Raw genomic sequence first — 13,689 nt, forward strand, 5'->3', positions numbered from 1 at the left:
CCTCAAGGCAGATCCCTTGCGCGCCGTCGCGCGGCCTTCACGCACGCAGACGCGCATGCTCCGGGAACAGGCCGGCGAGCCCCACCTCGCTCGCCTCGCAGACGCCGCGCTCGGTGATCAGCCCGGTGACGAGCCGGGCCGGCGTCACGTCGAAGGCGTAATTGGCGACCGGCGTCGTCTCCGGCGCGATGCGCACCCGCTCGATCACGCCGCGATCACTCATCCCGGCGACATGGGAGACTTCCTCGCCGCCGCGCTCCTCGATCGGGATCTCGGCGATCCCGTCCCGCACCGTCCAGTCGATGGTCGAGGACGGCAGCGCGGCATAGAAGGGCACGCCGTTGTCCCGGGCCGCCAGCGCCTTCAGATAGGTGCCGATCTTGTTGCAGACGTCGCCCCGCGCAGTGGTCCGGTCGGTGCCGACGATGCAGATGTCGACCATGCCGTGCTGCATCAGGTGGCCGCCGACATTGTCGACGACGAGGGTGTGGGGGACGCCGTGATTGCCGAGTTCCCAGGCGGTCAGCCCGGCGCCCTGATTGCGCGGCCGCGTCTCGTCGACATAGACGTGGACCGGAATGCCGCTGTCGTGGGCAAGGTAGATCGGCGCGGTCGCCGTGCCCCAGTCGACAGTGGCGAGCCAGCCGGCGTTGCAATGGGTGAGGACGTTGACCGGCTCGCCGGGCCGCTTGCGCCGGGCGATCGCCTCGATCAGCGCGAGGCCGGCCTCGCCGATCCGGCGATTGGTGGCGACGTCGTCGTCGCAGATCTCGCCCGCAAAGGCCCAGGCCGCGGCGGCGCGGTCGCCGGGCGTGAGCTTGCCGATCCTGCCGCGGACGGCATCCAGCGCCCAGCGCAGGTTGATCGCCGTCGGCCGCGTGGCATGGAGGGTGTCGTAGGCCCGCGCCAGAGCGTCGTCCGAAGCGTCCGCGGCAAGCGCCAGCGCCATGCCGTAGGCCGCCGTCGCGCCGATCAGCGGCGCGCCGCGCACCCACATCCCGGCGATCGCCCGGGCCGCCTCGTCGAGGTTCGTCAGATGGACGATCTCCAGCGCGTGGGGCAGCCGGGTCTGGTCGATGATCGCGACGGCGTCCCCCTCCGCCCAGATGGACCGGAAGTCGCGGTCGCCGATCTTCATGTCAGGTTCCTCTCGCGGCGGATCGAACGGGCGATGCAGCTCAATCCATAGATGTCGCCGAAGGTGGTGCGGTTGACGAGCAGTTCGCGCCCCATCAGCAGCGCCCTCGCCTCGCAGCCCGCCCGCTTGCCGGGATCGGCGATCGCCTCCATGTCCTCGACATGGGCGAGACCGACCAGCCGCCGAACCATCTTGGCACCGGCAAAGCCCACCGCATCGTCGAACACCGTCTTGAGGAAGCGATGCAGCCCCACCGTCGAGCCGGTCTTGTCACCGAGATCCTCGAACACCGCGCGGGAATAGAGAATGCCGCTGCGCTCCTCGCGCCAGAGGCGGGCGAAGCTTTCGGCAAAGACCGACCAGAGGCTCTCGGCCGTCTCGAGCAGCCATTCGCCGCCGTCGATCCGCCCGTCCGGATCGTCGCCGTAGCCCTCCTGGGCAAAGTAGGCGAGGTAGAGATTGGCGATCAGCGATCCGATATCGAACCCCATGGGTCCGTAGAAGGCGAATTCGGGATCGATGACGCGGGTGTCGGTCGGCGTCACCATGACCGAGCCGGTGTGGAGATCGCCGTGCAGCAGCGCCTCGCTCTTGGTGGTGAAGCGGTAGAGCATCTCCTGCGCGCCGATCTTCGCGGCCCGGTCGGTGCGAAGCGCCAGCGCCGGCCCGTCGAGCTGCGGACGCGTCCAGCGATTCAGCGGCGCGTCGAAATAGGGCTCGGTGAAGACGAGCTTCTCGGTGATGGCGCACATCGACACATTGCCGGCGAACAAGGCCATGTCGGCCTTCTTCCTCGCGGTCGGCAGATGGAAGTCGGAGCTGCGGAACAGGGTCTCGGCGAGAAACACGCCGAGATGCTCGGCCAGATGCTTGAACCTTCGGCCGGCGATCAGCTCCTTGCGCAGGATCACGTGGGGGCTCAGATACTCCATGACGATCAGGGCGTTGACAGGATCGAAGCGGAACAGCTGGGGCAGCCGCTTCGGCTGGACCGCCGCCTGCCTTTCGAGGGCATTCCATTCGAAGAAGGCACGATCGAGCGGCAGGGGCCAGCTGTCGCCCACCAGCCTGACATAGGGCAGCGCCTGCTTGACCACGACGGCGCCGCCCGGCCCCTCGACGACGAAGACGAGGTTGAGGTTGCCGTCCCCGACCTCCCGGGCGCTCAGCTGCTCGACCCTCGACGTTCCGAGCCTTGCAGCGATCTCCTTCACCCCGATGACATAAGTCTTGACGCTCTCCACGTCGAAGGCTCGATAACTATGCCCTCCGACCAAGGTGCCCTCGCTCGCCCTCATGCCCTTGAAGCCTCCCGCTTCCTTGCAGAACCATTCCGCTCCATGAGCACATCCTGCCCGTGCCCCGTCTATAGGGCTTACGTCGCATCGTGGGATTGTCAATCGCTCGACGCGGCGTGAACCGGCGCCGACCGCCGCGCGGAAGGAAGCAAGAGACCGTCCGGCGGCGAGAGCTTGCGCGATGTGGCGGAGGGCGGCTGCAGAACTCCGGCGGTGCGGCGGGCGAGATCTGCCGCACACCCTGCCCGGAGGGGCCGCGGGCAACGGCTTGAATGGCAGTCGAGGGACACACCTCTCGGCAGACTATTCCGACGGCACCTGGCAGCAACCGACGAACGGCTGGCAGACTGACGGAAAAGTCGCTGGCGCTCGGCTCGTGCGGATGCTTCACTCGTTTCGGTTGAGGAAGCAACGTCGTCTTCGATGGGCCGGTGCTGGTGTGGCAGCGTGACCCGCCGGTTCGGCAAGGCCGCAAGAGCGGGTGACGGCCTCAGGGCCGCTGCGGCCGTCCGGCCACCGGCACACGGGGATCCGGCCGAGCCGTGCGGCCTGCATGTGAGGCGTGTGCAGCGGGGGCTGCCAGTGGGGGAGTGTCGCCGTGAAGAACCTTCTGTTCATCGCCGTCGATGATCTGAAAGACTGGACCAACGCCCTGCAAGGCTATTCGGGACCCGTCCATACGCCGAACCTCGACAGGCTGGCGGACACCGGCACGGTCTTCACCAACGCCTTCGCGCAGGTCGCCATCTGCAATCCCTCCCGGGTCTCCATCCTGACGGGCAAGCCGCCGATGGAAACCAATGTCTTCGACAACCAGACGGACTGGGAAGCGGCCGTGGATCCCGCCGAAACCCTGTTCGGCGTCATGCACGCCGCCGGCTACGAGACGATCGGGATCGGCAAGCTCTGGCATACCGGGGCGACGCAGGCAGCCAACGAGGTGATGTTCGACGACTACCAGTACATGGGCAACGACGCCCTGGACGTCACGACCGACGGACGCCCGATAGGGCCATATACCGGCCCCGACCAGTTGCGGGACGAGGTCCGCGCCGACTACGTCGCGAGGTTCCTGACGGAGTATCGGCCCGAAGACAGACCGCTCATGCTGTCGGTCGGGTTTTCCAAGCCCCATGTCGACTGGATCGTCCCGCAGGAATATTTCGACCTCTATCCGCTGGATGACATCGTCCTGGACGGTATCGCTCCGAACGATACGGACGACATCGCGGCGTATATCCTCGACACACTCGGCGACCATGTGCCCTGGACCCCCGAGGATGCGACGGACATTCCCACGGTCAAGCTCCTCATCCAGGCCTATCTGGCCAGCATCAGCTTCGTCGACGCTCAGATCGGCAAGGTGCTCGACGCGCTCGACGGGTCGGCGCTCGCGGACAACACCACGGTCATGCTGTGGAGCGACCACGGACATCATCTCGGCGACAAGGACCTCTGGCAGAAGTTCACCCTGTGGGACGAGGCCGGCCGCGCGCCCCTCATCATTCGCGACCCCGACATCGGCACGCCGGGAACCCGCGTCGACGACGTGGTCGAGATGATGGATATCTTCCCGACCGTCCTCGACCTCATGGGCGTCGACGACAGCGGCCTCGAATTACGGGGGGATAGCCTCGTTCCCTCCATGCAGGGAACTCCACGCCAGGGCGAGAACGTCGCCTATACCTGGGTCTACGGCAACGTCTCCATCCGAACCGACGACTTCCGGTTCTCGTTGTACGAAGACGGTTCCAAAGAACTCTACGACGTGCGCAGCGATCCCGAACTCCTGACCAATCTCGAAGGCAAGGCCGAGTGGGCTGCCGTCGAAGCTGAGCTCAGGGCAAAGCTCGTGGCCGAGTTCAATCTGCGCGGCTACGGGGACGATGCGGAGCGCATCGCAGGGACGGCCGGCAACGACGTCTTTACCGACATCACCGGCAAGGGCGTCTTCGCGGGCGGCAGTGGTGACGATGTCTATTTCATCGTCGAAGGCAAGCAGATCGTCGAGCCGAACAATGGCGGGACGGATTTCATCTCCACCAGCATGACGAACTATACCATCCCGACGAATGTCGAAAACCTGGTCGCCCAGACCAATCATGGATGGATCGACGGAAACAACTCCGACAACGTCATATCCACCAACGCGATCACCATCAGGAGCTTTGGCGGCGACGACCATATCTATGCTGGCTGGAGGGATCAGTTCATCGCCTCGGGCAATGGCGACGACTATGTCCGGTCGACCCACGGCAACGACACCGTTTTTGCCGGCTTCGGCGACGACACGGTCGAAGCGGGCCTTCACCACGACATCGTCCATGGCGAGGCAGGCAACGACCTCCTGCGCGGAGACTGGGGAGACGACGTCCTCCATGGCGGCGCGGGGAACGATGTCCTCGAAGGCCAGCAGAACGACGACACTCTCTATGGCGACGCCGGCAGCGATACGCTGAGAGGGGGGATGAGCAATGACGTCCTGCATGGCGGCGATGGCGCCGACCGGCTGTTCGGCGATGAACATGACGACGTCCTCTTCGGCGAAGACGGCAACGACGCCCTGTCGGGCGGTCACGGCAACGACACCCTGTCCGGCGGATCCGGTAGCGATTCCCTGTCCGGTGGCATCGGGAACGATGTCATCAATGCCGGCGACGGCAACGACCAGGCCGCCGGCGACCAGGGCGACGACAGGATCTGGGGCCTTGCCGGAAACGACACCCTGCGCGGCGGCAGCGGCGACGACGGGATCTATGGCGGCAACGACCACGACCGGTTGTTCGGCGACGCGGGCGACGACGTCATCGGCGGCGGCTGGGGCGACGATCTCGTCTACGCCGGCGAGGGCAACGACCGGGTCGCCGGCGACCAGGGCGACGACCAGCTCTGGGGCCTCGCCGGAAACGACACCCTGCGCGGCGGCAGCGGCGACGACGGGATCTATGGCGGCAACGACCACGACCGGCTGTTCGGCGACGCGGGCGACGACGTCATCGGCGGCGGCTGGGGCGACGATGTCGTCTACGCCGGCGACGGCAACGACCGGGTCGCCGGCGACCAGGGCGACGACAGGATCTGGGGCCTTGCCGGAAACGACACCCTGCGCGGCGGCAGCGGCGACGATGGGATCTATGGCGGCAACGACCACGACCGGCTGTTCGGCGACGCGGGCGACGACGTCATCGGCGGCGGCTGGGGCGACGATGTCGTCTACGCCGGCGACGGCAACGACAGCGTTGGCGACGACCAGCTCTGGGGCCTCGCTGGAAACGACATCATCCAGGGCGGCAGCGGCGACGACGGGATCTATGGCGGTAACGACCACGACCGGTTGTTCGGCGACGCGGGCGACGACGTCATCGGCGGCGGCTGGGGCGACGATCTCGTCTACGCCGGCGACGGCAACGACCGGGTCGCCGGCGACCAGGGCGACGACCAGCTCTGGGGCCTCGCTGGAAACGACACCATCCAGGGCGGCAGCGGCGACGACGGGATCTATGGCGGCAACGACGACGACCGGCTGTTCGGCGACGCGGGCGACGACGTCATCGGCGGCGGCTGGGGCGACGATCTCATCGGCGGCGGCGACGGCAACGACGAACTGCGGGGCGATCAGGGGCACGACAGAATCTGGACCGGCGCGGGCGACGACGTGGCGTTCGGGGATGTCGGCAACGATCACCTTCATGGCGGCGCCGGCGACGACATCCTGTCGGGCGGCGACGGCGACGACGTCTTGACCGGCGACTGGGGCGACGACATCCTCACCGGCAACGCCGGACGCGATACGATCGATGGCGGGAGTGGCTACGACATCCTCTCTGGCGGCAGCGGTGGCGACATCTTCGTCTTCAGGGACGGCTCCGGGATCGATGTCGTCGTGGATTTCCAGCGAGGCATCGACGACATCGATCTGGCAGGCCTTGGGGGGATCGCCGACTATCAGGATCTCGCCGCCCATCACATGACGCAGGAGGGACGCGATCTGGTGATCCGGTCGGGCGCGAATTCGCTGACTCTCGCCGACGTCGACATCAGAGACATCGGCGCCTCGGATTTCGTCTTCTAGACGCGCGCATTTGCCGATCTGCGGCAAGACTTTCCTAATGCGATCAGCGTATTGCCTGGTTGGAAGGGACCATCGTCTTTTGCAATCGGGAGACCGGCCAGTTGAGACCCGGACAATTTGGCTCCATCGCGCTTTGCGCGGCGTCCATCATCTTGGCGACGACGCCGTCGGCACGGACAGAGGGCGGCGGTCATCACTCGCCGGCGCCGGAGACGGCGGTGGCGGGCCCGCTCTGCACCGGCTTCGGCCCGCAGTCGCCGCGCGACATCGGCGGCAACGAAGGCGTCAACCAGCGCCAGTTCGGCCGCGCTCCGGCTGCCGAGAAGCTCAATCTCTGCAACATCCACACCCATACCAATGCCGAGCACAAGGCCCCGGGCTTCCAGATCTTCGCCGGCAGCGGCGAACATGGCGGCTACAAGTGCAACGACACCGACGACCTCACGGCGGAAGAGCTCGATGACCCGGCGCATGGCTATGGCCCGTTCAAGGGGGTGAAGCCCGGCGACACGATCGAGGTGCACTGGGTGTTCTCCTCCTGCGACGTTGCACCGGGCGAAGGTCTCGGCGCATGCCTCAGCGAGAGCTGTTCGAACCCGGCGCTGCGCGTCGAAGCCCAGACGTTCCTGCTGGTGAACGACCCCGCCGCGCTCGACTTCGAGGACTATGCCTATGCCGGCAACGACGGGCGCGGACCGCATCAGCCACTGGCCCTGCCGGAGGGCACCGGGACGCCGGTCGTCTACGCAGGCTCGACCACCGGTCCGAAATACAACCAGTCCATCTGTTCGCCGCTGCAGGTGACCTGGAGCGTCCGGCCGCAATGCGCCAGGCTCGACATTTCATCGCTCTATCGCTGGGCCGAAAAGCGGAACGTCTTCCGCGAGGACCATTCCCACGGCGTGCGCCAGCTGGTGACGGCGCCGGAGCTGCTCTCGCCGATCGAGCGAGCGGTGGCGGAAACGCGCTGGGACGAGCCGCTGCGAGTCGAGTGATACCCGTTCGGCCGGCTGGTTCGAGCAGCGACCGATACCAGGGATGACGATCGAGGGAGCTTGCGGTCGACAGCCCGCCGGGATCCATCGCTCGCCGTCAGGCGCTGGTCACTCACCGAGACCGCTTGTGCGCAGGGGATCGAACCGCCGGCAGCCGGCGCTCACCACGCCGGACCCGTGAAATCCTGGCGATCACGCGCAATCGGCCGCACCAGACCATTGACAGAAGGCTGAAGGCCTTCGTATATCGCCACCGTCGCCGCAGCAAAGCGGCCCGGCGGCGGGGTAGCTCAGTTGGTTAGAGCAGCGGAATCATAATCCGCGTGTCGGGGGTTCAAGTCCCTCTCCCGCTACCATCTATTTCCTCAGATAATGCAGTGACTTAGGTGATCGGCACCAATGCCTTGGTGCCCTGATCATGTCGCATCCATGTTGCAGCGACTTCCCTTGATTTACAGGGGTTTCCCGGTAGGCTCGGCAGCTCCACGCGACATGGGATGCAACATGACGCGGCAAGAATCGTAGATGTGGGAAGTGCGCGAATGCTCATCCGGCCGGCGGGCGCTGTCTTCGCTCATCGCGAACTCGGCCACTATCCACGGGAGGAACGAGCTACCGTTGTCAGTCCGATCTCCTATGCTATGACCGCTCTGCAATGGCACAAGTTCCGGACACCACAGCATGAAGAGCAAGCGACGGCGGCAATTTGCAGCTCTGCCGTTCCGCAAGAGAGGTGACGCCGTCGAGGTGCTCCTCATCACGTCGCGAGAGACGGGCCGCTGGGTGATTCCGAAGGGTTGGCCGATTCGAGGAAAGGCTCCACACGCTGCCGCTGCCATCGAAGCCTACGAAGAGGCCGGGGTCGTGGGAAAGCCGAGCAAGAAAGCGATTGGGCGTTACGACTACGCTAAACGCACGCCAAATGGCCAGATTTCTTGTCGCGTGATCGTTTTCGCTTTGCCCGTCGAAGGCCTGACGGAAGAGTGGCCTGAGATGGACGAGCGCCGTCGAAAATGGCACGCTGCAAACGAAGCCGCTGACCTGGTTGAGGAGCCCGATTTGGGGGCCATTCTTCGCGCTGTTGCCGAATTTTGCGCCTGACCAAACGACTTCATTCTTGTACCTCGGGGCCGCTCGCCCGTCATCTGACGATGAGATCCCCAATTGATGGCGCCGGTTGGCTTGCTCAGTTTTGCGGCGCCGTGAGGGCAAGCGTCGGCGATCGGACCTACAGCGGGCGTCAATCGTCGCAAATGCAGCCTCAGGTCTGGAAGCGCTGCAATCTAAGGATGCTGGGCCGGCGTAGTGCGCGAAGTTCTCAATCAGCATGAGGTGGAGATGGTAATGCTACGGCCAGCCGAAGCGGCCAAGCTTCTCGGCGTCTCGACAAAGCAGCTCTGTCGCCTCAAGCTGCCATACGTGAACGTGGGAGCCCGCCAGCGGGTGACGCGTCGCTATGATGAGGCGATAGTCATGCAGTTTTTGGAAGATCGTAGGTGTGAGTTCGTCCCCAGTCGAGCCGAATCGACGGTGGGCAGGAATCCCACCATCGAAATCATCGATTTCACAGTTCCTCGGAAAAGCAGCCTGCGGCGCTAGAAGTTGGGTTTGGAGGTGAATGAAGCGATGGGAGATCCCACCAGGCCCGTGCCAGACGATTGCCTGCTGCCGATCAGAACCGTTCAGAGAATGACTGGGATCGGTCCCTCGGCAATCTACGAGTGGATGGCGAAGGGCCGGTTTCCGAAGGCCATCCCTCTAGGGCCCCGATGCGTCCGCTGGAGCCTGAACGAGATCAACGCCTGGATTGAGGAACGGAAGGCTGCGCGAGATGGCGCGACCGGATGAAAACCGTTTTCATCTTGCTGGCGCAATACGACGGCCGCGCAATTATCCCGCTGGAAACCGTCCGCGACGATTACTTCTGGCACCTCACGCTGGACAAGTTCGCCAGGAAGCTGTCAAGGGGCGAGATCGCGATCCCGCTTGTTCGACTTGAGACGAGCCAAAAAGCTGCGCGAGGCGTTCATGTGGCGGATTTGGCCGCGTGGATCGACCAGCGTAGAGCGGCCGGGATCAAGGAATTGCAGCAGCTGACCGGAACGGCGTGGCCGTAGGCATCTTCATGACAAGAAAAAGTTCTAGACGGCGCCATCACTCTCACTGAATTGGCGCCTTCTTGCCCTCCGCCGTCCCTTCGCGATCCATGGTCCGGTGAACGGCACGATGCAGGTCTGAGGCGGACAACAGCCTTGCAACAACCCGTGTCCGCGCCATCGGGAGTGCTGCTTTTCTCTGTGCCGGCCATCGCCCTCAGCTCAATGCGCATGGCCGAGTGCTGGGCGATACAGCACCAAGTAATTAGCGGCCTCGTGCCGACGCGCGTGCGGCGTGTTTTGGGATCCGCAACACGCTGAAACGTCGAATGACTGATCATTATCCGCCTATCAACCATCCGGGATCGGAGTCGCCCACACCCTGAAAATCGTGGATTGCATCTCGCCCCATCTTCCTGCTTACCTTGCAGAAAAAGGAAGTGTCGGACTTGTCATGACAGTGCCGGAGTTGAGGGGGGCGGAGTGGGATGTGCTGTTCAACATGGCGGTCGGTGGTGCCGTCGCTTGGGTCATTCCTGGCGTCATCGCAGACGAACTTCTGCGGCACCGCCTCGTTGTAAAACTGGGCGTGACCTATGCGCTGACATTGCTAGGACGGCAGTTTGTTGGGGAGCGACTTGCCGTGTCGAACCAGGCGAGGCGCAAGTGCAATGCTCGCTCCAATCAACCAGGCGAATGCCCGCGAATGCTTGCACACTGCGCAGATAGTCATCTACCCTGTCTTTCAGGCGAGCTGCCGGCTCGTCGACTTCAGAGCCGGCACATCGGGGAGGCGGGAGATGCCGCGCAGTAGAACTTTGCGAAGGTCGGACAAAGATCGTCCAGAGTCGCTCTTCGATCATGTCGTCCTGCTGGCGTTCATCGGCGTGGCGATGGCGATCGTGTTTTCAGGTTTCTGCGCCAAGTCGGCAGAAGCGTCACTGCTCGCCAGCTTCTGGTGACAGCATCAGGCCATGGCCAGGACGACAACGAGCGTTCCGACCACGCTGAGAGCGAAGACGGCGAACCCGATCTCGGTGTCGCGCGGTGCGTTCGAATATCGCTTGTTCATCGGGCAAGAGTACCATCGAAATCGGGGCAAATGCCGCGACCAATCGCCCTATGAGAACAGCGCATTCCTTCAGTGTAGACGCTTGGAGGGCAGTCCAGACGAGCGGTGAAGCGCCTATCGCAGCCGTTGGTGCAGGAACGTCACGTTGGCGGATCGGGATGCCGCCAGGGCCGCATTCATCGCCTCGGCGAGGTTCTCCGATGAGAACGGCTTGGAGAGCCGCGGTAGGTTCTGATCGACGCCGGGTGGCAGCTCGACGTAACCCGTGGCTAGCAGAACTGGCAGCTCAGGGTGGTCCTGACGGACAGCAGCGATCAGCTGCAGGCCCGTCATCAGTGGCATCGCCTGATCGGTGATCACGAGATCCACGGCGTTCTCCCGGAGCAACTCCAGAGCCATCTTGCCGGACGTGGCTTCGATGACCTGGTGTCCAAGCTCTTCGAGCATGGCGACAGTGCCCATCAGCACGATAGCATCGTCATCGACGGCAAGAATGGTGAGAGGCCGAACCGACGCTGGCTTCGTCTCTGCTGGAGAGGGAGCCGAAGTCTCTTCCACGACGGGCAAAGCGGTTGCGACCGGGAGCCAGATCTCGGCGATCGTCCCGACACCGACCGCACTCGAAAGTACGAATTGCCCTCCAGACTGTCCCGCAAAGCCATGGACCATGGACAGGCCGAGGCCGGTTCCCTTGCCAACGCCCTTGGTAGTGAAGAACGGCTGGGTCGCGGCTGCTAGCGTTACTGAATCCATGCCGCAGCCCGTATCGGTGACGGTGAGGCAGACATAGTCGCCGGCGGCGAGATCTGCATCGGGGGAAATCCTGCTGACGCCCTTGGTCGAGATCGTGATCGTGCCACCCTCCGGCATCGAATCGCGGGCGTTGACGGCAAGATTGAGGAGAGCCAGCTCCAGCTGGTTGGCGTCTGCCTTCACGAGCGGAAGGCCGATCGGGAACTTCGTCTCGATCTGTACGGTCGGGCCGATCGAACGCTGCAGGAGATCGGCCATGCCGTGAACGAGTTCCGGAAGATTGACGGCGACCGGCCTCAGATCCTGCCGCCGTGAGAACGACAGCATCCGCTGCGTCAGTGAAGCACCGCGCTGCGCCCCGAGAATGGCTGTGTCGGCCAACTGCTGGAGCTTCGGATCGTCGGGCAGACGCTTCCGCAGGATTTCGAGGTTGCCCAGTACAGCAGCCAAGAGATTGTTGAAGTCGTGAGCGATGCCGCCGGTCAGCTGTCCCAGCGCCTCGATCTTCTGCGACTGTCGAAGCTGCTCCTCCGCCTGCCGTCGCGCGGTGATATCGACCAGCCCGCACAATGCCTGGACGAACCGGCCCTCGGCGTCACGCTCGATGTGCGCCGACAGCAGGCAGTCCAGTTGCCGGCCGTCCTTCGTGACGAATTGATATTCGACGCCACGAACCTCCTTAGAGGCCAGCAGTGCCGGCCAATCCACCTCCACCCGCCGGCGCGCGGAGGCTTCCGACATGAAGTCGGTAAGCGGACGGCCGACAACCTCGTCCACCTCATAGCCGAGCACCTCAAGCCAAACATCGCTGACATGCTCGATGCAGCCGTTCTCATTAAGCGCGTGCAGTGGGAGAGGCGTGCGCCGATAAAGGGTCACAAAGCGCTCTTGGCTTTTCAAGATCGCGGCGGCCTCGCGTGCACTCGCGAGGGCAAAGCGCTGGTCGACGATCGACGCGAGCAGCGCCAGAAAGAGGATCAGGAAAGTCAGCGCGGCGACTGCAGCTGCGAGCGTCATGGGATCAAGCGCCGGAGCCATCACCATTGCCGCGGCATCTGGATGCATCGTAATGGTCGCTGCCGCCATGCCTGTGTAGTGCATCCCCGAAATCGCGAGCCCCATGGCACCGGATGCTGCGAACTTTCGGGAGGAGACGGTTCCCGTAAAACCGAGCCATAGCGCAGCGATCGAAGCGCCAATCGCGATGGCCACCGACGCTGAGACCAGCCGCAGATCGTAGTCGATTGTCCCCGGCATCTGCATGGCATGCATGCCGAGGTAATGCATCGTCGCGATCCCACACCCCATGATCAGGCCGCCGGCGATGAGGACTGACCAGCCCACCGCACGATCACAAAGCAGCGCGAACCCGATACCCGTCACGACGATCGGCAGACCGAGGGAGAGTGCCGTGAGAGTAACGTCGTAACTCACCTCCATCGGCATTCTGTAGGCGAGCATGGCAACGAAGTGCATCGACCAGATGCCGCCACCCATGGCGATGGCTGCCGTCGCGATCCAGCCTGTTCGGATCCATCCAGCCGCACTGCGTACCCGACCAGCGAGATCGAGAGCCGTATACGCGGCCACCGTCGCGATGCAGATGGAGAGAACGACCAACAGCCCGCTGTACGTGCCTTCGATGATCATGAAATGCCCATACCGAAGATCTCGCTACACCATCCCGACCCGGGGCTGCCTTGATGACTGCCGATTCAACCGCGTGACGTGGCTACGCTGCATCAACGCGAACTTCAGAGATGAAGAAGATCAGGCAGATCACGGCGATGTCAACCAGCCTGCATGATCTCGCTAGCTGCCTAAGGCTTTGCGTCGGCAGGCGTTCTGCGCGCCACGCCGTCTTTGCACGTAGCAGCAGGGGGAGGAGTTCAGCTGATGGCCACTGCGATCTGAGTGCTTTCGCGCGTCATGCGCTCCTCGAATACGAGGAAGCCGCTGCGGCCGGAATTCTTGACACGGTAGAGCGCCACGTCCGCCCGCCGGGCCAGATCGGCGTGGTTCACTCCGCCCTTGACGGCAATGGCGACGCCGATCGATACGCCGATGACAACTGGCTGCTGCATCAGCACGAACGGATGGGTGATCGCTTCCAGGATAGCCTTGGCAAGCCGCTCCACATCAGTCCGCTCGCGGACAGAGTCGCGCAAGACAGCGAATTCATCGCCACCCAGGCGGGCGACGAGATCCTTGTGCTGAACCAGGGCCCGCAATCGTTCGGCAACCTGACGGATCAGATCGTCGCCG

11 protein-coding genes and 1 tRNA gene are annotated in these 13,689 nt (G+C 64.1%); 8 read left to right on the forward strand and 4 right to left on the reverse strand.

The window, feature by feature from the left end; genetic code table 11:
• Positions 1–37: 37 nt before the first annotated feature.
• Complete coding sequence (gene mtnA, locus ATO4_RS21210) at positions 38–1,138, reverse strand: S-methyl-5-thioribose-1-phosphate isomerase (RefSeq protein ID WP_083593767.1); 1,101 nt, start codon at positions 1,136–1,138, stop codon at positions 38–40.
• Positions 1,135–2,436 (reverse strand): S-methyl-5-thioribose kinase, encoded by a 1,302-nt coding sequence (gene mtnK, locus ATO4_RS21215; RefSeq protein ID WP_083593768.1) that lies wholly within the window; start codon positions 2,434–2,436, stop codon positions 1,135–1,137. Before mtnK ends, mtnA begins: the two co-directional genes overlap by 4 nt.
• A gap of 598 nt (positions 2,437–3,034) precedes the next feature.
• On the opposite strand from mtnK, the gene ATO4_RS21220 reads away from it, so the two are divergent.
• The 8 genes from ATO4_RS21220 to ATO4_RS28145 all read left to right on the forward strand — a co-directional run bounded on the left by ATO4_RS21220 (position 3,035) and on the right by ATO4_RS28145 (position 10,561).
• Complete coding sequence (locus ATO4_RS21220) at positions 3,035–6,508, forward strand: sulfatase-like hydrolase/transferase (protein ID WP_176223101.1); 3,474 nt, start codon at positions 3,035–3,037, stop codon at positions 6,506–6,508.
• A gap of 218 nt (positions 6,509–6,726) precedes the next feature.
• Positions 6,727–7,503, forward strand: a complete 777-nt coding sequence (locus tag ATO4_RS21225) for a delta-class carbonic anhydrase (protein WP_210191114.1) — start codon at positions 6,727–6,729, stop codon at positions 7,501–7,503.
• A 279-nt stretch (positions 7,504–7,782) separates the two neighbouring features.
• Positions 7,783–7,859: transfer RNA gene (locus ATO4_RS21230), tRNA-Met, on the forward strand.
• 325 nt (positions 7,860–8,184) lie between these two features.
• Positions 8,185–8,604 carry an NUDIX hydrolase gene (locus ATO4_RS21235; protein ID WP_083593770.1) on the forward strand — a complete coding sequence of 140 codons (420 nt, stop codon included), beginning with the start codon at positions 8,185–8,187 and terminating at the stop codon, positions 8,602–8,604.
• Positions 8,605–8,808: 204 nt separating this feature from the next.
• The gene (locus ATO4_RS28140; protein ID WP_083593771.1) at positions 8,809–9,102 is read left to right on the forward strand and encodes a helix-turn-helix domain-containing protein; all 294 of its coding nucleotides are present in this window, start codon (positions 8,809–8,811) and stop codon (positions 9,100–9,102) included.
• A gap of 27 nt (positions 9,103–9,129) precedes the next feature.
• Entirely contained in the window at positions 9,130–9,351 is a 222-nt protein-coding gene (locus ATO4_RS28750; RefSeq protein ID WP_083593772.1) for an AlpA family phage regulatory protein, read from the forward strand.
• Positions 9,348–9,620, forward strand: a complete 273-nt coding sequence (locus tag ATO4_RS21250) for a pyocin activator PrtN family protein (protein WP_083593773.1) — start codon at positions 9,348–9,350, stop codon at positions 9,618–9,620. Before ATO4_RS28750 ends, ATO4_RS21250 begins: the two co-directional genes overlap by 4 nt.
• A gap of 779 nt (positions 9,621–10,399) precedes the next feature.
• On the forward strand, positions 10,400–10,561 hold the full coding sequence (locus ATO4_RS28145; protein ID WP_210191115.1) for a hypothetical protein: 162 nt from the start codon (positions 10,400–10,402) through the stop codon (positions 10,559–10,561).
• A 224-nt stretch (positions 10,562–10,785) separates the two neighbouring features.
• Here the strand turns inward: ATO4_RS28145 and ATO4_RS21260 are convergent, their stop codons facing one another.
• Together ATO4_RS21260 and ATO4_RS21265 are read right to left on the reverse strand one after the other, a co-directional pair.
• A complete protein-coding gene (locus ATO4_RS21260) occupies positions 10,786–13,074 on the reverse strand; it encodes an MHYT domain-containing protein (RefSeq protein WP_083593775.1) in 2,289 nt (762 codons plus the stop codon).
• 239 nt (positions 13,075–13,313) lie between these two features.
• A partial coding sequence (locus ATO4_RS21265) for a GGDEF domain-containing protein (protein ID WP_139802603.1) occupies positions 13,314–13,689 on the reverse strand: 376 nt, incomplete at its 5' end.

It is taken from the genome of Aurantimonas sp. 22II-16-19i, from assembly GCF_002088275.1.
Taxonomy (GTDB): domain Bacteria; phylum Pseudomonadota; class Alphaproteobacteria; order Rhizobiales; family Rhizobiaceae; genus Jiella.

Excerpts from the sequence above, each read along its gene's own strand:
- mtnA (WP_083593767.1), bottom strand. The coding sequence starts at position 1,138 with ATGAAGATCGGCGACCGCGACTTCCGGTCCATCTGGGCGGAGGGGGAC.
- mtnK (WP_083593768.1), bottom strand. The coding sequence starts at position 2,436 with ATGAGGGCGAGCGAGGGCACCTTGGTCGGAGGGCATAGTTATCGAGCC.
- ATO4_RS21235 (WP_083593770.1), top strand. The coding sequence starts at position 8,185 with ATGAAGAGCAAGCGACGGCGGCAATTTGCAGCTCTGCCGTTCCGCAAG.
- ATO4_RS28750 (WP_083593772.1), top strand. The coding sequence starts at position 9,130 with ATGGGAGATCCCACCAGGCCCGTGCCAGACGATTGCCTGCTGCCGATC.
- ATO4_RS21250 (WP_083593773.1), top strand. The coding sequence starts at position 9,348 with ATGAAAACCGTTTTCATCTTGCTGGCGCAATACGACGGCCGCGCAATT.
- ATO4_RS28145 (WP_210191115.1), top strand. The coding sequence starts at position 10,400 with ATGCCGCGCAGTAGAACTTTGCGAAGGTCGGACAAAGATCGTCCAGAG.
- ATO4_RS21260 (WP_083593775.1), bottom strand. The coding sequence starts at position 13,074 with ATGATCATCGAAGGCACGTACAGCGGGCTGTTGGTCGTTCTCTCCATC.